Annotated in this window: 18 protein-coding genes; 12 read left to right on the forward strand and 6 right to left on the reverse strand. The window is 64.8% G+C overall.

Translation table 11 applies throughout. From position 1 onward, the window contains the following. Positions 1 to 111 precede the first annotated feature (111 nt). Positions 112 to 1251, reverse strand: coding sequence for a citrate synthase/methylcitrate synthase (locus WEB61_RS04690; protein WP_368063169.1), 1140 nt, complete (start codon positions 1249 to 1251; stop codon positions 112 to 114). A 188-nt stretch (positions 1252 to 1439) separates the two neighbouring features. Here WEB61_RS04690 and WEB61_RS04695 point away from each other — a divergent pair, with 188 nt between their 5' ends. The 3 genes from WEB61_RS04695 (at position 1440) to WEB61_RS04705 (ending at position 4730) form a co-directional block, all read left to right on the forward strand. Then, complete coding sequence (locus WEB61_RS04695; protein WP_368063170.1) at positions 1440 to 2663, forward strand: citrate/2-methylcitrate synthase; 1224 nt, start codon at positions 1440 to 1442, stop codon at positions 2661 to 2663. Then, positions 2660 to 3334, forward strand: coding sequence for an NAD(P)H-binding protein (locus WEB61_RS04700; protein ID WP_368063171.1), 675 nt, complete (start codon positions 2660 to 2662; stop codon positions 3332 to 3334). Before WEB61_RS04695 ends, WEB61_RS04700 begins: the two co-directional genes overlap by 4 nt. A gap of 154 nt (positions 3335 to 3488) precedes the next feature. Next, entirely contained in the window at positions 3489 to 4730 is a 1242-nt protein-coding gene (locus WEB61_RS04705; RefSeq protein WP_368063172.1) for an MFS transporter, read from the forward strand. A 6-nt stretch (positions 4731 to 4736) separates the two neighbouring features. Here the strand turns inward: WEB61_RS04705 and WEB61_RS04710 are convergent, their stop codons facing one another. The 4 genes from WEB61_RS04710 to WEB61_RS04725 are packed head-to-tail and all read right to left on the reverse strand — an operon-like array spanning position 4737 to position 6781. Next, complete coding sequence (locus WEB61_RS04710; protein ID WP_368063173.1) at positions 4737 to 5414, reverse strand: YceI family protein; 678 nt, start codon at positions 5412 to 5414, stop codon at positions 4737 to 4739. Beyond that, positions 5411 to 5959, reverse strand: a complete 549-nt coding sequence (locus WEB61_RS04715; RefSeq protein WP_368063174.1) for an SRPBCC family protein — start codon at positions 5957 to 5959, stop codon at positions 5411 to 5413. The genes WEB61_RS04710 and WEB61_RS04715 overlap by 4 nt, the downstream gene beginning before the upstream one ends. 29 nt (positions 5960 to 5988) lie before the next feature. Next, complete coding sequence (locus WEB61_RS04720) at positions 5989 to 6432, reverse strand: VOC family protein (RefSeq protein WP_368063175.1); 444 nt, start codon at positions 6430 to 6432, stop codon at positions 5989 to 5991. Between the two features lie 4 nt (positions 6433 to 6436). Further along, positions 6437 to 6781, reverse strand: a complete 345-nt coding sequence (locus WEB61_RS04725; protein ID WP_368063176.1) for an ArsR/SmtB family transcription factor — start codon at positions 6779 to 6781, stop codon at positions 6437 to 6439. A 137-nt stretch (positions 6782 to 6918) separates the two neighbouring features. On the opposite strand from WEB61_RS04725, the gene WEB61_RS04730 reads away from it, so the two are divergent. From WEB61_RS04730 to WEB61_RS04740, 3 genes are all read left to right on the forward strand, one after another. Next, positions 6919 to 7716 carry a phytanoyl-CoA dioxygenase family protein gene (locus WEB61_RS04730; protein ID WP_368063177.1) on the forward strand — a complete coding sequence of 266 codons (798 nt, stop codon included), beginning with the start codon at positions 6919 to 6921 and terminating at the stop codon, positions 7714 to 7716. A gap of 108 nt (positions 7717 to 7824) precedes the next feature. Next, complete coding sequence (locus WEB61_RS04735) at positions 7825 to 8466, forward strand: hypothetical protein (protein ID WP_368063178.1); 642 nt, start codon at positions 7825 to 7827, stop codon at positions 8464 to 8466. Between the two features lie 311 nt (positions 8467 to 8777). After that, positions 8778 to 10031, forward strand: a complete 1254-nt coding sequence (locus tag WEB61_RS04740; protein ID WP_368063179.1) for an MFS transporter — start codon at positions 8778 to 8780, stop codon at positions 10029 to 10031. 18 nt (positions 10032 to 10049) lie between these two features. Here WEB61_RS04740 and WEB61_RS04745 read toward each other — a convergent pair whose 3' ends face one another. After that, positions 10050 to 10955 carry a crotonase/enoyl-CoA hydratase family protein gene (locus WEB61_RS04745; RefSeq protein ID WP_368063180.1) on the reverse strand — a complete coding sequence of 302 codons (906 nt, stop codon included), beginning with the start codon at positions 10953 to 10955 and terminating at the stop codon, positions 10050 to 10052. A 216-nt stretch (positions 10956 to 11171) separates the two neighbouring features. Here WEB61_RS04745 and WEB61_RS04750 point away from each other — a divergent pair, with 216 nt between their 5' ends. The 6 genes from WEB61_RS04750 (at position 11172) to WEB61_RS04775 (ending at position 17348) form a co-directional block, all read left to right on the forward strand. Beyond that, the gene (locus tag WEB61_RS04750; RefSeq protein ID WP_368063181.1) at positions 11172 to 12737 is read left to right on the forward strand and encodes an AMP-binding protein; all 1566 of its coding nucleotides are present in this window, start codon (positions 11172 to 11174) and stop codon (positions 12735 to 12737) included. A 181-nt stretch (positions 12738 to 12918) separates the two neighbouring features. Continuing rightward, entirely contained in the window at positions 12919 to 13569 is a 651-nt protein-coding gene (locus WEB61_RS04755; protein WP_368063182.1) for a DUF6134 family protein, read from the forward strand. Between the two features lie 178 nt (positions 13570 to 13747). Beyond that, complete coding sequence (locus tag WEB61_RS04760) at positions 13748 to 14353, forward strand: thermostable hemolysin (protein ID WP_368063183.1); 606 nt, start codon at positions 13748 to 13750, stop codon at positions 14351 to 14353. Continuing rightward, positions 14346 to 15836 carry an AMP-binding protein gene (locus WEB61_RS04765; protein WP_368063184.1) on the forward strand — a complete coding sequence of 497 codons (1491 nt, stop codon included), beginning with the start codon at positions 14346 to 14348 and terminating at the stop codon, positions 15834 to 15836. The genes WEB61_RS04760 and WEB61_RS04765 overlap by 8 nt, the downstream gene beginning before the upstream one ends. After that, the gene (locus tag WEB61_RS04770; protein WP_368063185.1) at positions 15833 to 16519 is read left to right on the forward strand and encodes a TenA family transcriptional regulator; all 687 of its coding nucleotides are present in this window, start codon (positions 15833 to 15835) and stop codon (positions 16517 to 16519) included. The genes WEB61_RS04765 and WEB61_RS04770 overlap by 4 nt, the downstream gene beginning before the upstream one ends. Then, the gene (locus tag WEB61_RS04775) at positions 16509 to 17348 is read left to right on the forward strand and encodes an SDR family NAD(P)-dependent oxidoreductase (protein WP_368063186.1); all 840 of its coding nucleotides are present in this window, start codon (positions 16509 to 16511) and stop codon (positions 17346 to 17348) included. The genes WEB61_RS04770 and WEB61_RS04775 overlap by 11 nt, the downstream gene beginning before the upstream one ends. Positions 17349 to 17390: the final 42 nt, after the last annotated feature.

Genomic DNA, 17390 nt, shown 5'->3' on the forward strand with positions numbered 1-17390 from the left:
GACTAAATCAAACCCGGCTCTTCTTAGCCGGACAGCAGTGGGTCAAGCCCGGCAAAGACGATGTTGGGGTGACACTCTTATTTTAATCCTTGTACTGATCGCGCTCTCACCTCAAGCCGCCCGCGTCTCCTCCGGCCAGTCGCCGACATAGACAGACTGCGGACGGATGAGCCGTCCCACCCGCTCCTGCTCCATCACATGCGCCGACCAGCCGGCGATGCGCGCCATGGCGAAGACCGGCGTCACCGCGTCGCGCGGGATGCCGAGCGCTTCCAGCAGCACGGCGGTGTAGTATTCCATGTTGGTGTCGAGGCGCTGGCCGGGTTTCGCCTTTTTCAGCGCGACGAGGGCCGCCGCTTCCACCGCGCGGGCGAAGCGCAGGCGTTCGTTGTTGTTCGTCAGCAGGCTGACGGCCTTGTCGAAGACGTCGGCGCGCGGGTCGCGCACCTTGTAGACGCGGTGGCCGAAACCCATCAGCCGCTCGCCGCTCGCAATCGCCGCCTCGAGCCAGGGGCCGATATTCGCCTCCGTGCCGATCTCGTCCAGCATGTCGAGCACCGGGCCCGGCGCGCCGCCATGGAGCGGACCTTTGAGGGCGCAGAGCGCGCCGACCACCGCCGAGATCGTGCCGGCGCGCGTCGCGGCGATGACGCGGGCGGTGAAGGTCGAGGCGTTCATGCCATGATCCATCACCGTCACCAGATAGGCGTTAAGCGCTTCGACCTCCGCCGCGCTCGGGGTCTCGCCTTTCAGCATGTGCAGGAAGTCGGCGGCGTGACCCGCTTCCGGGTCGGGGGCGATCGGGGCTTTCCCCTCGGCCTGGCGGCAGAGGGCGGCGACCAGAACCGGCGCCGCACCGAGCGCGCGCAGCGCATCGCGCACCGAAGCGGGGATATCTTCACTTATCCCCGGGGTCTTCTCCCCGTCCGAGAGCATCGACAAACCGGTGCGCAGACCTTCTGTGACAGTTTTATGACAGTTTCGTGACAGAGGGGGGGTAACGAGCCTGAACGCTGCTGTGCGCGCGCTGCCGAGCGCGGCTTTCAGATCGCCCGGATCGACGCCGGCGGCGCCCCAGAGTTCGCCCACAGCACCCTCGAAATCATGTTTGTTTACAAGGGTTTCGACCTCATATCCCGCGACGATCAGGCGGCCGGCCTCACCATCGACATGGCTCAGATTCGTCTCGGCGGCGACCACATTGTCGAGGCCGCTCGCTGTTGCGCGGTCCTGTGTGACTGTCTTCGACATTGCTCAACTCCTTCATTTCCGTCGCCAAAATCCCAATGATCTCATGGGTTTGGGTTGCATGTGCCGCAGCGCTGCGCGGCAGCGCTGGCAGCGCGTGACAGCGCGCTGTCACAATTGAAGTTGGGGGATGGTTGATTGTCCGTCAATCTTGATTAAGCTAATCAATGTCAAATCATTTTGGACAGGTCATGGCCAGAAAGCCCGGAAATCCGCCGGAAAATCTCTATCTCTCGGCGCGCGAGGCGGCGGCCGAGCTCGGCATCAGCCTTGCCTCGCTCTATGCCTATGTCAGCCGCGACCTGATCCGCTCCGAACCGGTGCCGGGTGTGCGCGCAAAACGGTACCGGGCAGAGGATGTGCGGACCCTCAAGAAACGGCGGATTTCCGCCGAAAATCCGGCTCTTCCCGCCTCTCTGAGCTTCGGTCTGCCGGTGCTTGATTCCGCCATCACCCTCATTGCCGACGGTCAGCTCCACTATCGCGGCTCCGATGCGACGGCGCTGGCGCGCACCTCCTCGCTTGAGCAGGTGGCGGCCCTTCTCTGGGGCGCGCGCGAGCAGCCCTTCACCAGGGACGCCGTGCTGAAACCCAGCGACCCTTTGCGAAAAATGGCGGAAAACCTCGCGAAAAGCCCTCGGATCGAGCGCTGCCTCGCCCTCCTGCCGCTTGCCGCGCTGGAGGATCCGACCGTCTACAACATGACCGATCGCGGCCTCGCCGCCACCGGCGCGCGCCTCCTCCGCTTCGTCGCGGCTGTCATCGCGGGCGAGGAACCAAGCGAAAAACCGCTCCACGAGGTCCTCACCCGGGCGCTGACGCAGGGCGAAAAACCGGCCTCGGAACTCATCCGCGCGGCGCTGGTGCTCTGCGCCGATCACGAGCTCAATGCCTCCGCCTTTACCGTCCGTTGCGTCGCCGGCACCGGCGCCACGCTATATGCAGCGGTGCAGGCCGGCATTTGCGCCGCGCAGGGCCCGCGCCACGGCGGGCTGTCGGGCCGCGTCGAGAGTCTGTTGCTCGATATGGCCAACCGTCAGGATGTCGAGGAAGCGGTGCTGCAGCGGCTGAAGGACAACGATCCCATGCCGGGCTTCGGCCATCCGCTCTATCCCGACGGCGATCCGCGCGCCGCGACGTTGATTTCGTTGCTCCGGGAAAAGTATGGCGACGACGCTAACTTCTTGCGCGCGCAACGAATTTTGCGCGTGATGGAGGAAGCAGGCGGCCTCAAAGCCAATATCGATTTCGCCATTGCCGCCATGGGCGCGGTGCTGCATCTGCCGCGCGGGGCGGGTTTGAGTATTTTCGTTCTCGGGCGCACGGCCGGCTGGATCGGTCATGCGATCGAACAATACCGCACCGGCACGATGATCCGGCCGCGCGCGCGTTACACAGGCGAGGCACCCAGATGATTGAAAAGACTGCACTAATTGCCGGCGCGACGGGTCTTGTCGGCGGCCATCTGCTGAAGCTGCTGCTTGCCGATCCGCAGTATGGTCACGTCGTCGCGGTGACGCGGCGCAAGCTCGAAGGCGTGTCGTCGCCGAAGCTCGAAGAGCTGGTTGTGGATTTCGACGCGCTCGACAAGTCGTTGGCGCAGAAGGACATTCCGGTCGACGACGCCTATTGCGCGCTCGGCACCACCATCAAGACCGCCGGCAGTCAGGAAGCGTTTCGCAAGGTCGACTTCGACGCCATCGTCGCGTTTGCGAAAGCCGCCAAGGCGCGCGGCGCGAAACGGCTGATGCTGGTCTCCTCGATCGGTGCCGATCCGGCCTCCTCCGTTTTCTATTCGCGCGTCAAAGGCGAGACAGAACAAGCACTTGGCGCTATCGGTTTCGAGACGCTGCATATTTTCAGACCGGGACTTCTGATCGGCGAACGCGCCGAAACGCGGCCCGTCGAGAGCATCGGCAAACTCGTGTCGCCCGTGCTCGACGCCATGATGCTCGGACCCATGCGCGTCTACCGTTCGATGCGCGTCGAGAATGTCGCGCGCGCCATGCTGGCCGCTGCGTCAACCGCAACATCCGGGCGGCAAATTCACACATACGACCAGATGATGTATCTCGCGGGGGCTTGAAAATCTTTCGCGCATGGTACAGTTCCAAAAATGAATTGAGGTCGGGAGGAGCCGTCATGGCGTGTCGCGCGCATGATTTTCACGGGGTTGGGCATGATGCCTTGCGCGCGATGCCCGTCTTTCGCGGCTTTCGGCCGTGAGTGCGCATGAAAGCATGACCGCAACCGGCAACGGCGATGTCGCGCTGGCGCGCCGGCGGCGTCTCAATCTCTATCTCGGCGGACAGGCGAGCTGGTTCGTCAGTCTCGGCATCCAGTTCGTCATCTTTCCGTTTCTCGTAACGCAGGTGCTGCACGAACCGGCGGCGCGGGTCGGCATCGCGCAGATGTCGCTGATGGCGCCGGCGATCCTTTTCATGCTGCTGGGCGGCACCGTTGCCGATCACGGCGATGCGCGGCGTATTTTGATCCGCGTACACCTCCTCTCGGCGCTGCCGCCGCTGGTGCTTGCCGGGATTTATCTTTCCGGCAACCTCACTTACGCCTCGCTGATCGTCTTCGCGCTGACCATGGGCACGCTGAGCGCCTTTGCGATCCCGGCGCGGGATTCGGCACTCACCCGCGTCGCCGAAACCGGCATCCAGCAGGCCGTGACCATGGCGATGGGCGTGCAGATGGGTTCGCAGCTCGTCGGCATGCTGATCGCGGCGCTGGCGGGAATAACGGGCACACCGGCGCTGCTGATCTTCCAGGCCGTCGTCATGCTGGCGGGCTTTTTCGCGTCGCTGAAACTCGCGCCGCTGCCGCCCTCCAACGCGGCAAGCACCGAGAGCCGCTTCGCGCAGATCGTCGACGGCGTCAAGACAGCGGCCGCCGTTCCGATTGTCGCCACGGTGATCGGCCTCAATTTCGCGGTCGGACTGTTCTATGTCGGCAGTTTTCTTGTGGTTCTGCCGCTGATGATCCGCGACATTTACCTCACATCGGCGGCCGAGTTCACGGTCAAGTTCGCAATCATCAATATCTGTTTCTGGGGCGGCACGATCCTCGTCAACATGGTGCTGTTCCGGATCGGCCATATCGGCCATCGCGGGCGGATGATGATGGGATCTCTCGCCAGCGGGCTCGTCATTCTGGCGCTCTTCCACTTCCCAATGCCGTTCTGGATGATCTGCGTGCTCGTCTTCTGGTGGGGCATGGGTGCCGGCACGACGATGACGATGGGGCGCACCATCGTGCAGATCGCCGCGCCCGAAAGCCACCGGGCACGCGTGCTCGCCGCCTATCAGCTCGGATTTTCCGGCGGCGCGCCCATCGGCGCCCTGACAATGGGCCTTCTTGTCGGCTGGCTCGGCATTTTCGACGCCGTGCTGGTGCCGTCGACGATCATGGTCGGCATCCTCGCCGCGCTTTATCTCCTGTCGCCGATCTGGAGCTACAAGGCGGAGATGGAGTGAAGGGCCTTACTCCGCCTTGGGCGCATCGGCCCAAGCGGGGCCGGTAAATTCGGCTTCGATGATGAATTCCACCGCATCGCCGACACCCATTGTCGAGCCCTCTTCCGGCACGCCGTAGGCGATGCCGAAGGCCGAGCGCGAGAGCCCGCCGCGCGCCGAAAAGCCGATCCGCGCATTGGGTTCGAAGGGATGGCTTGCATAGCCGCCGTTGAAGGTCGCGTCGAACACGACCGGCAATGTGACGCCGTGCAGCGTCAGGTCGCCGGTGACGCGGGCGGTGTCGTCGCCGGTCATTTCGATTTTCGTCGAGCGGAATGTCATGGCCGGAAATTTCGCAACATCGAACCAGTCCGGCCCGAGCAGGGATTCAAGGAAGCCGGAGGGCGGGTTTTCGACCGAGAGCGAAGCCGGGTCGATTGTCGCTTCGAGTTTTGCGGCGGCGGGGTCCGCCGGATCGATGTCGAGCGCGGCGTCGAAGCTTGCGAAGCGCCCCGTATAGTTCGAAAAACCGATATGGCTGACGCGGAAGATCAGGCTCGCATGGGCCTTGTCGAGCGTGTAGGCGCCGCCGGGGGCCGGCGCTGTGGAGGCGGGGGGAACCTCGACCGCGTCCTGCGCCGCGAAAGCGGCGGGCGATGCCAGGAAAAGCGCAAGCGCGACGGCGGTGACGATCGAATGTTTCATGGCTGCTCTCCCTCCTCGAGGTTCGATTTCATTTTCGCGAGGCCCGCCTCGAAATCGGTGCCGATCATCGCGTCCATGTCGACAAAGATGCCCATGACATTGAACATCAGGTTGGACGGACCTTCCATGACCCAGGCGAGGCGCGTCGCGCCCGCTTCCGGCGTCATCGTGAAAAAGGCCATGTTGTGCGCTTCCATCGGCTCCAGGAAATCGAGCGCGATCACGATTTCCGATGCGGGCACCGCATCGCGGATTTCCATGCGGCCGCTGCCGACATTACTGTCACCCTGCCACGCATATTGCGCGCCGACGCCTTTTTCGGCGCCGCTATAGCTGCGCTCAAGATTGGGGTCCCGATCTTCATAGGGCGACCATGCGCGCCAGCGGCGAAAATCCTCGATCTCGGCGTAGATATCTCCGGGCGGCGCATCGATCAGGATCGAGCGTTCGACGCGGAAGGTGCCGGGCTTCGTCGCCGCGTAGACGAGCAGCACGACGACGATGGCGGCGAGAACCGCCGCGGCGATCAGAAGTATCCTGAGCATGGGTGTTCCCCGTTGAAAATTGAAATGTGTCAGCCGGCTTTGCCGGGCAGCGGGTGCGCGAAGCTCCAGACATGGCCGAAGGGGTCCATGACCTGCGCGTAGCGGTCGCCCCAGAAGGCATCCCAGGGTTCGGCGATCACCTTGGCGCCGGCATCTGCCGCGCGCTTCACCGCCGCATCGCAGTTCTCGACCTGGAGATGGATCATCGCCGAGGTGCCGCCGAGGCGTTTCGGCGCGATGGCGCCTTCGCCCGGATAGTCGGGGAAGTCGTCGCAGAGGAAGACGGCCGCACCGTTCACTTCCATATGGGCATGGAGCAGGCGCTTGCCGTCATCGGAGGGAACGCGCACCAGCTCGGTCGCGCCGAGCGCCTTCTTGTAGAAATCGAGCGCGGCGGCGGCACCGTCGATGATGAGATGCGGCGCCAGCGATGGCGCGGGCGGCAGCGGCGGGACGGAAGGACCATTGGACATCGGGCTACTCCTTGTTTTCGGCGAGATACTTGTCGAGACGGTCGAGGCCCGCCTCCCATAGACGGCGATATTTTTCGAGCCAGTCGTCGACGTCGCGCAGTGCGTCCGGCTCGATGCGGCAGGGGCGCCATTGCGCGTCGCGCGAACGGGCGATCAGTCCTGCACGCTCCAGCACCTTCAGGTGTTTGGAGACGGCCGGCAGGCTCATCTCGAAGGGCGCCGCCAGCTCCTTCACGGAGGTTTCGCCATGCGCGAGGCGCTGGAGGATGGCGCGTCGCGTGGGGTCGGCCAGCGCCGCGAATTTGGCGCCGAGGGGATCGGCCGAGGCGGGCTGAAGGGCTGGCGGCATTGGGTGGAACCGTTCTCTTATTTAACTAGGTGGTTTAATACAGAGGGCCGACGCATTTGTCAACGGGTCCGTTCCGGCCGCCTCCGCTTGACCCTCCCTGCCCGCTCGCCCAAGCTTTTCCAAGCGGGAGACCGGCAATGACAACAACAACCGAAATGCTTCCTCGCGCGCGCGACGTCGCCGAGGCGAGGCAGCATCTTTCCGATCACGGCCTTGCCATCGTGGAGGATGTGCTCGACGCCGCGGGGCTTGCCCTTGTGCGCGACGCCCTGCAGCGCGGTATCGAGGCCGACAGGACAAGCGGCGTGCAGCTTCACGGCTTTTCCTTCGATCCCGACGCACTCAACACCCGCGTCTTCAATCTCATCGGCAAGGATCGGGTTTTTCGCGATCTCGTGCAGCACCCCGTCGCCGTCGAGCTCGTGCGGCACGTCATCGGCGAACCGTTCCTGCTGTCGAATTTCTCGGCGAATGTGACGGCGCCGGGTTCGGGCGCGATGGGCATGCATGCCGATCAGGGCTATATCCCCGCGCCCTGGCCGCCCTATCCCTTCGCGGTCAACATCGCCTGGGCGCTCGACGATTTCACGGTGGAGAACGGCGCGACACGCTTTGTCCCCGGTTCGCATCGCCGCGATCACGGCCCGGGGCGCGCGAGCGCGCGCGAGGAAACGGTCGCCATCACCTGCAAGGCCGGCTCGATCTTCGCGATGGACGGCCGTGTCTGGCACCAGACGGGCGCCAATGTCAGCGCCGGCGACAGGCGGGCCGGGCTTTTTGCCTATTACGTCCGCCCGTTCATCCGGCCGCAATGGAACTGGTACCTGACGCTCGCCCCGGAAATCGTGCGCGGCGCAAGCCCGCTCCTGCGCGAGATGCTGGGCTACGAAAAGAATCCGACCGGCGATCTGCGGTCGCTGCATCCCGACGCTTGAAGCGTGTTTTCTCAGCCCTGGCCGACGGCATCCGGCCAAGTTATCCCCGCCTTTCAGTTCTCGGCGAAAATGTCTCCCATCCATGGAACGGAAAATGGAGGGACTTCGATGCAGGACGATACAGGGAAGAGTGCGGACGGGACGGCGGTCGACTGGGACGCGGTGGAGGATGCCTGGCGCGATCCGGCGCGGAAGATCACCGAAATCGCGGCGGAGATCGGTGTCACGCGGCAACGGCTCGCCGCCGAAGCGCGCAAACGCGAATGGCCGCCGCGCCTGTCGATGACGCCGCGCGGGCGGACGCGGTCCGCGAAGATTTCCGAAACGGCCGGCAAGATCGGCGGCGCGGTGCGCCGCGGCGCCATGGCGACGCGGCTGAAACGGCTGATCGAAAGCGAGATCGCCGATGTCGAGCGCAAGTACCGGAGCGGCGATGCGGCGATGCGCGAAGGCGCCGCCAAACGCCTCAACTCGCTGGTGCGCTCGCTCGACAAGCTGCGCGACATCGAAGCGTCGGCGAAGGGAATCGCCGCCGATGGACGCAGCGAAGCGGAAAAAATCAAGGCGCGGCGCGAGGAAGATAAGAGGATACTCGCTGGACTCAACGAACGATTTCGGAAGATTTTCGCGGCTCACGATGCCGCGCGCGCCAAGCGGGCGGCGGCGGCACTGGCGGCCGGATTGCCGCTTTGCGCGGAATGCGGCGATGCTGCCGCAACGGTGAAGCCGGAGGACATTGAGACGCAGTGAGCGGGAGGGGGTGCGATGACGTGCTTCGGCGCCTCCGCCCCGAAATCTGTTCGCTCACGTTCACAAATTGTCGACATGGCCCTTCGCGTGGCTCAGGGCGTTCGAGGCTCGAAAAAGTCCACCGGACTTTTTCGTTCACTAGCGTGAACCGCCTCTCACCCCCCAGGACGGGTGGGGTTTCCAGTCGAGGCCGCGGTTTCGGCACGGGTCGCGCCAGTGCTTTGCGGCGGGCGGGGCCCGCGCCTATAGTGAGGCTACCGAACCAATTTCCATTCCTGTCGCGGCGCGTCGCCGCCGTTTCGAGGCCTCCGATGACTGCACAAGACGCGCCCGCCGCCGGGACGCCGCGGAACGATCATGGCTGGTACATGGCCGGTCTCTGGGGCTATTTCCTTGCGGGCGGCATTCAGGGCGTGCTGTTTCCGTGGATCATCGCTTTCGTGCTCCATGAAAGTTCGGACCGGGTCGGCATCGCGCAGATGTTCTCGATGCTGCCGATGCTGATCCTCGGGCTTTTTGGTGGGGCGATGGCCGACCGGGTGGAACTGCGCGCGCATCTGATGCGGCTGCAGTTCATCGCGATGGTGCCGCCGCTCCTGCTCGCAACGCTGATCTGGAACGGCATTCTTTTCTACGAAATGATGATCCTCTATGCGCTGGCGCTGTCGACGCTGGGCGGCTACATCATGCCGGCGCGGGATTCGATGCTGTCGCGCGTCGCGATGACAAGCCTTGGCGGCAATATCCAGCGCGCGGTTGCGCTCGCCATGAGCGGGCAGTTTCTCGGCCAGGTCGGCGGCTACCTGCTCGGCAGCCCGGCCGAATATGTCGGCGCGGTGCCGCTCCTTGTCCTGCAGAGCCTGCTGCTCGGCTTTGCCGCCTTCACGACCTCGCGGCTGGCCACCTCGCCGCCCATCGTCCATGCCACGGCGCGGCCGGGCGCGCGGCGCAACCCCATTCGCGACGTGCGCGAGGGGCTCGAAGCCGTGTGGCGCGATCAGCGCATCCGGCCCGTGCTGCTGTTGATGTTCTTTTCGGGCATTCTCTTCATGGGCGTCTTCATGGTGCTGTTCCCGCTGCTGATCCGCGACGTCTATCACGGCAGTTCGCGCGAGATCGGCTTCGTCTTCATGTCGTTCTTCGGCGGCATCGGCATCTCGTCTTTCGTTCTGTCGCGGATGCGGCCGATCCGCCGGCAGGGGCGCGCGATCATGCTGGCCATGTGCACGGGTTCGGGCGTGATGGTGCTCATTCATTTCGAGCCGCCGATCCAGGGCGTGTTCCTGCTGGCGCATTTCTGGGGACTGGCGGCCGGCATCTCGATGAGCCAGTCGCGCGCCATCGTGCAGGAAAGCGCAACGCCGGCGCTGCGCGCGCGGATGCTCGCCGGGTTCAATCTCGGCACGATGGGCGGCGGGCCGATCGGCGCGGTGCTGATCGGCTATCTGATCGCTTGGATCGGACCGCTCGACGCGGTGCTGGTGCCGTGCGGGCTGATGGTGTTTCTGTGGGCGGCGATCTACTGGCTGACGCCGCTGTGGCGGGTCGAGGCGCCGCCGCGATAGGCGACGCCTCGCTGATGTTCAGCTGTATTTGCGTTCCTGCCACCAGGGATAGAAGGACGGCATGTCGGTCGAGGTCTTGCAGGGATAGACGGCCGGGCGCTTTTCGAGGAAGGACATGACGCCTTCCTTCGCGTCGGCCGAGGCGCCGCGCGCATAGATGGCGCGGCTGTCCACTTTATGGGCTTCCATCGGGTGGTCGGCGCCGAGCATGCGCCAGAGCATCTGCCGCGTCAGCGAGACCGAGACGGCGGCGGTGTTGTCGGCGATTTCCCTGGCGATTTCGCGGGCGGCGGGCAGCAGGTCGTCCGGCTTGTGCAGCGAGCGGACGAGGCCGCCCTTCAAGGCTTCCTCGGCCCCGAAGACGCGGCCCGAATAGGTCCATTCAAGCGCCTGGCTGATGCCGACGACGCGGGGCAGGAACCAGCTTGAACAGGCTTCCGGGACAATGCCGCGGCGGGCGAAGACGAAACCGAATTTCGCATTGTCGGAGGCAAGGCGGATGTCCATCGGCAGTTGCATCGTGACGCCGACGCCGACAGCCGGGCCGTTGATGGCGCCGATGACGGGCTTCAGGCTTTCGAAAATACGCAGCGTCAGACGCCCGCCGCCGTCGCGCACGCTTTCATGGGACCAGTCGATCTCGCCATTGGCCATGACCGGCGTCCCCTGCTTTTCGGGGCGGTCCCCGCGCTCGGCATAGTCGAAGGTTTTTGCGCCTGCCGAGAGGTCGGCACCGGCGCAGAAGGCGCGGCCCTCGCCGGTGACGATGATGGCGCGGACATTGTCGTCGGCATCCGCCTTGTCGAAGGCGTCGATCATCTCGAACATCATCTGGCCCGTGAAGGCGTTGAGCTTGTCCGGGCGGTTCAGGGTGAGGGTCAGGATATTGTCCGCCACTTCGTATTTGATCGTCTCATAGGCCATGTCGCTTGCTCCCTGTCTGCGGCTTTATGCCGGATTTTCCATGTGGCGGGCGCTGCCGCTGCGTCAATCGCTCGCAGTCCGAAGCAAGTTGACGGAGTTGTCATATTGCTGTGTCTTTGCGGCAGCAAGGCCACAGATTTTCTGGCCCCAGATATAACAACGGGCGCGCATAAAAGCGACGACGCCCTTTCAAGTACCCCCGGGAGACGACCAGCGATGCATCCTAACGTCCACGCCGCCACCACGCCCGACAAGCCCGCCTATATCATGGGCGCCACCGGCGAAACGGTGACCTTCAAAGAGCTCGACGAGCGTTCGAACCAGGTGGCGCATCTCCTGCGCGATGCCGGCCTGAAGACGGGCGATGCCATCGCGATCTTCATGGAAAATAACGCGCGTTATTATGAAATCTGCTGGGGCGCGCAGCGGGCGGGGCTTTATTACACCTGCGTTTCGTCGCGGCTGACGGCCGGCGAAGTCGCCTATATCGCCGCGGATTGCGGGGCGAAGATCTTTTTCACCTCCACAGGCGTCGCCGCCGTCGCCGAAGAACTCGTGCGCGACAACCACCTTCCCGGCGTGGCGCGCAAATATGTCGTGGGCGGTTCGCTTGCCGGCTATGAGGATTACGAGGCGGCGCGGGACAAGTTTCCGAAAACGCCGATCGCCGACCAGACGGCCGGCACCGACATGCTTTATTCATCGGGCACGACGGGGCGGCCGAAAGGCGTCAAGCTGCCGCTGACGGGCGCCGCCATCGACGAGCCGAACGCGCTGGTGGGACTCGCGGCATTGCTCTATGGCATCGACGACAAGACGGTCTACCTTTCGCCCGCGCCGCTTTATCACGCGGCACCCCTGCGCTGGTCGATGACCGTGCAGCGGCTCGGCGGCACCGTTGTCGTGATGGAGCATTTCGACGCGGAAGAAAGCCTGAAGCTGATCGAGAAATACAAGGCCACGCACAGCCAGTGGGTGCCGACCATGTTCGTGCGCATGCTGAAAATGCCGGAAGAGGTGCGCAAGAAATACGACGTCTCGTCGATGAAGGTGGCGATCCATGCCGCCGCGCCCTGCCCCGTCCCCGTCAAGGAACAGATGATCGAATGGTGGGGGCCGGTGATCTGCGAATATTACGCAGGGAGCGAAGGCAACGGCTTCACGGCGCTCAATTCCGAGGAATGGCTGGCGCATAAGGGCTCTGTCGGCAAGCCGCTGATGGGCAAGGTGCATATTTGCGACGAGGAAGGCAACGAATTGCCAGCCGGCGAAGCGGGGACAATCTATTTCGAGGCCGAAGACCCGAGCGCACCGCAGTTCCAGTATTACAACGATCCGAAAAAGACGCAGGAAAGCCGGCATCCGAAGCACAAGCACTGGTCGACGCTGGGCGATATCGGCAAGGTCGATGCCGACGGCTATCTCTACCTGACGGACCGCAAGGCCTTCATGATCATTTCGGGCGGCGTCAACATCTATCCGCAGGAGGCCGAGAACATTCTCGTCATGCATCCGAAGGTCGCCGATGTGGCGGTGATCGGCGTGCCGAACGAGGATTTCGGCGAGGAGGTGAAGGCGATCGTGCAGCCGGCCAACTGGGCCGATGCGGGGCCGGCGCTCGAGGCCGAGCTGATGGAGTTCTGCAAACAACAGCTCTCGGCGATCAAATGCCCGCGCTCGATCGATTTCGAGGAAGAGCTGCCGCGCCATCCGACCGGCAAGCTCTACAAGCGCCTCATTCGCGACCGCTACTGGGGCAATCGCGACAGCAAGATCGTCTGAGCGCATTCAGAAGAAGTGTGAATGGTCCGGCAATGCCGGACCATTTTGCGTTTTGCGGCCGTCGCTGCGTCGTTCCGCCTCATGCGAAAGTTTCGTGACTTTCCTGCCGCGGCCACGACCGTAAGGCTGTTGTAAGCGGACACCCGTTCCATGGGGCTTCAGTTTCCATGGAGTGTTGCGAATGAAGAAGCAGAATCTGTTTGCCGCGCTTGCGGTGCCGGGACTCGTTCTTGCCTGGCTGTCGGCAGCCCAGGCAACGGTGCCGCAGGGCGGCGAGCTCAATTTCACCGTGCTGCGCAAAGGCGACGAGATCGGCACTCATCGGCTCGAATTCGAGCAGGCGGGCGACGAACTCAAGGTCGAAATTGAAACGGATGTCGCGGTGAAGATGCTCGGCATCGCCGTCTACCGTTTCGAACATGAAGGCCATGAAGTCTGGCGCGACGGAAGGCTGGTTTCGCTGAACTCGAAGACCAATGACGACGGCACGGCTCATCATCTCTCGGTCAGCCGCGACGCCGAGACGCTTGTCGTCGATGGCGATGGACGCCAGGGCCCGGAAGACGGCGCGATCATTCCGGCGAGCCTATGGAACGAAGATCTGGTGAAACAGAGCGCGCTCCTCAACACGCTGGACGGGTCCAAGATGCCCGTCACCGTCACCACCGTGGGCCCGGAGACGGTCGAAGTGGACGGCAAAAACCTTACCGCCACGCATTATTCGGTCAAAGGCCAGCTCAACCGGGAGCTCTGGTACGACGAAAGCGGCGTTCTGGTGCAGGTGAAGTTCGACGGGGCCGACGGGTCGGAGATCAGCTACGTGCTGCGCTAGACCGCTCTCCCCATGCCCGGCGCGGTGCCACCCCGTGCCGGGCCCCCCGTCCATCAAAAGACGGTTCACCGACATCGCTCACCCGCGCCGAAACCCCGCGGACTTCGCCGTCCCGGTCCACGAGGTCCGAGAGTCCATGCATATCCGTCCTGTATCCGCGTATCCCGGGGGTGTCCCCTTGAAGCTGACGTTGATCGATCGCGACGGCCCCGAAAGGCCCGCCGTGGAGGCGTTTCTGCGCGCCGGCTATGCGCGCGCCTATAACGCGACCCTCGATGCCTTCCCCGCCACGCTTTGCGCCGTGTTCGGCGCGGGCGGCGCGCCTCTCTCGGCCGCGGGGTTTCGCGAGGCCGGGGACGGCTTCTTCTCGGAGTCCTATCTCGACCGGCCGCTCGAAGCGGCGGCGAGCGCAGCGCTCGGCCGCGCCGTGACGCGCCACGAATTCATGGAAGTCACGACACTGGTCAGCACTTCGCCCTTCGCGCTTTTCCCTCTCATGGCGGGGATGCTCGCATTGGGCCGCGACAGAGGGCTGCGTTGCGGTGTTTTCACCGCGACGGGCCAGCTTCGCGGCTTGTTCACGCGGCTCGGCATTCCCTTCGTCCCGGTGGCGCCCGCGCGACCGGAGCGGATCGAACAGCCGGAGCGCTGGGGCCGCTACTATGCGATGGATCCATGGGTGTGCCTGATGCCAAACCCGGAGGCCGCGCCGTCGGCATTGTTTCCGCGCAGTTGCTCGTCCCCCGTTGCCTCTTACGCCGAGGAGCAGGACCATCATGGCTGACGTCATCCGGGCATTGGCCAAGGGCGCGCGAGACTGGCCGGACCGTATCGCCTTCGAAGACGACGGGGGCGCGCTCACCTATGGCGAACTTGCAGGCCGCGTTTCAGCCATGCTGGCGACGCTCGGCACGGGCGAGGGCGCGATCGGCCTGCTGGCCGAGAACAGCCTCGACTGGGTCGTCGCCGATCTCGCCGCGACCGCATCCGGCCGGCGCTTCGTGCCGCTGCCGCCATTCTTCTCGAATGGGCAGCTCGCTCACGTGGCGGCGGACAGTCAGATCGAACTCATTCTCACCGACGGCGCACTCGAAGCGCGGGCGGCGGGCTTCGCGCCCGTGGCACGGGTGACGCAGGCGAAAGCCGATCCGGCTTTGCTCGCGACCGCCCGCCCCGGAACGCGCGTCATCTACACCTCGGGATCGACCGGCCAGCCCAAGGGCGTCCGGCTCGGCGACCGCCAGCTCGATCATGTGGCGCATGGACTCGCTTCGGCGATCTCGGCGAGCGCGGCGGACCATTATCTTTCGGTTCTGCCCTTTCCGCTGCTGCTGGAAGAGCTTTGCGGCATTCATGTGCCGGTCCTGGTGGGCGGGCGTTCGACCATCCGGGCGCGCGTCATCGGCGAATGCTCAAGCGGCAATATCGATGCGATCCGGACCGCCTTCGAGGCGGTGGCGCCGAGCGTCAGCGTGCTGGTGCCGGAACTGCTGCGCGCCTGGGTGGGCGCATTGATGCTGTCGGGCAAGACCGCACCTCAATCACTCCGCGTTGTTGCCGTCGGCGGCGCGCCGGTGCCGCCGCAGGTGCTGAAGGCGGCCGGAGAGCTCGGCATCCCCGCGCTCGAAGGCTACGGCCTTTCCGAATGCGGCTCCGTGGTCGCGGTGAACCGGCCGGGCACGGCCGGGCCGGGCACGGTGGGCCAGGTGCTCGACGGGCTCACCGTTTCGATCGACGGCGGCGAAATCGTCGTCGAGGGCCCGAGCGTGATGAGCGGCTATGTCGGCCAGCCGGACCTCAAAGGGCCCTGGCGCACCGGCGATCTCGGCCATTTCGACGCGAAGGGCCATCTCGTCATCGAGGGACGCAAGGATGCAATGCTGGTCACGAGTTTCGGCCGCAATGTGCAGCCGGAATGGATCGAGGCGCAGTTGCAGGGCGATCCACGCATCCTGCAGGCCACGCTGGGCGGCCACGGCCAGGCCTATCCAACCGTGCTGATCGTGCCCGGCGCCTTTGCCGGCGATTTCTTCGAGACGGCGCGGGCCGGCGAAGTGCTCGACGCGCTCCATGCGGTCTGCCGGGGGCTGCCCGACTACGCCCTGCCGCGTTCCTACATCACCACAAGCAATGACGAAATGCAGGCGCTCGGCCTGCTCAGTCCCAATGGGCGCATACGCCGAAGGGCTGTCGAGGAATGGCTTTCCCTGCCCCCTGCCCGAACCCGAAGCAGAACGGCCCCCGTGCCGGAGGAGTCCCACCTATGAGTTTTTACGACCGCCTGATCAAAGAGACACAGGGCGCGCGCGATGCCTTCTTCTCGATTCCGATCGTGCTCGAAGCGGCGCAGAACGGCGTCGACCGCGATCTCTACATCGCCTACCTCACGGAGGCCTATCACCATGTGCGGCATACCTGCCCGCTGCTCGCGCATGCACTGGCACATTGTCCCAAGGAAGACACGCGCTACCGGCAGGCGCTGCTCGAATATCTCGGCGAGGAACAGGGCCATGAAGAGTGGATCCTGAACGACATCTCGCATATCGGCGGCGACGCCGAGGCCGTGCGCCGCGGCGACGGCGACTGGCCCGCGCGGGCGATGGTCGCCTGGGTCTATTACGCGGTCGCGTTCGTCAACCCTTACGCGATGCTCGGCATGGTGCTGGTGCTGGAAGGAACCTCCGTCGACATCGCGGCGGCCGGCGCGGACGCTGTGCGGAAGCGGCTCGGCATGAGCGGCGAGAGCAAGGGCTTTACCTATCTGACATCGCATGGCGCACTCGACCAGGAACACATCGTCTTCTTCCGAAAGCTCGTCGACGGGATCGAGGACGAGGCGGCACAGCGCGCCATCATCGAGACCGCGCGAATGGTCTATGGCCTCTGGGGCGAAATGTTCGCGAAGCTCGGCCGCGACGCCGAAAGCAAGGGAGCGCAGCATGCCGCGTGACAGCAAGGTCGTGGTCATCACCGGCGCCGGCTCCGGCATCGGCGCGGCCCTCGCCGCCGAGGCGGCGCGGGACGGCGCCCTTCTCGTGCTCGCCGGGCGGCGGATCGAAGCGCTGAACGAGGTCGCCGCGGCGCTTCCGGGCACACGACGGCCGCTCATCGTGCAAGCGGACGTCACGACGGCGGATGGACGCCAGAGCCTCCGCGAGGCCTGCCTGCGCGCGGGCGGGCGGGTCGACCTGCTCATCAACAATGCGGGCGTGGTGCGCACCGGACCCATAGGGAGCATGAGCGACAAGGCGGTCATGGACATGCTGCACACCAACCTCGCCGCGCCTCTCCTGCTCAGCCGCGACCTGCTTCCTTTCCTCAAACGCTCGGCAAACCCTCGCATCGTCAATGTCGGGTCGATGTTCGGCGACATCGCCTTTCCGCTGTTCGCGGCCTATTCCGCGTCGAAATTCGGCCTGCGCGGCCTTTCCGACGCCCTGCGGCGGGAACTTGCGCCGGAAGGCGTCGGCGTCACCTATGCGGCGCCGCGTGCCGTCAACACGCCGGCCGCCCGCGAATTCGAGGAACTGGTGGCGCCCTTCGCCATGAAGCTCGACGATCCGCGCAAGGTTGCGCGGCGCATATGGCGCGGCGCCGCGAAGGGCAAGCGAACGGTCTATCCGGCGGGGCCCGAACGGCTCTTCATCCTCGTGCAGCAGCTTTTCCCGGGCGTCGTCGAGGGCAATATCGTCAAGCAACTCACCCAGTATGTCGCCACGCTTCCAGCACCGCATGAGACGACGATCGCTTCGGCCGGCGGGGACAGCAAGATCGTCTGAAGCGGTTCAGGAAGAATTGCCCTTCCATCCCCCTTGCCCGTC

This window comes from Parvibaculum sp. (genome assembly GCF_040882025.1).
GTDB lineage: Bacteria > Pseudomonadota > Alphaproteobacteria > Parvibaculales > Parvibaculaceae > Parvibaculum.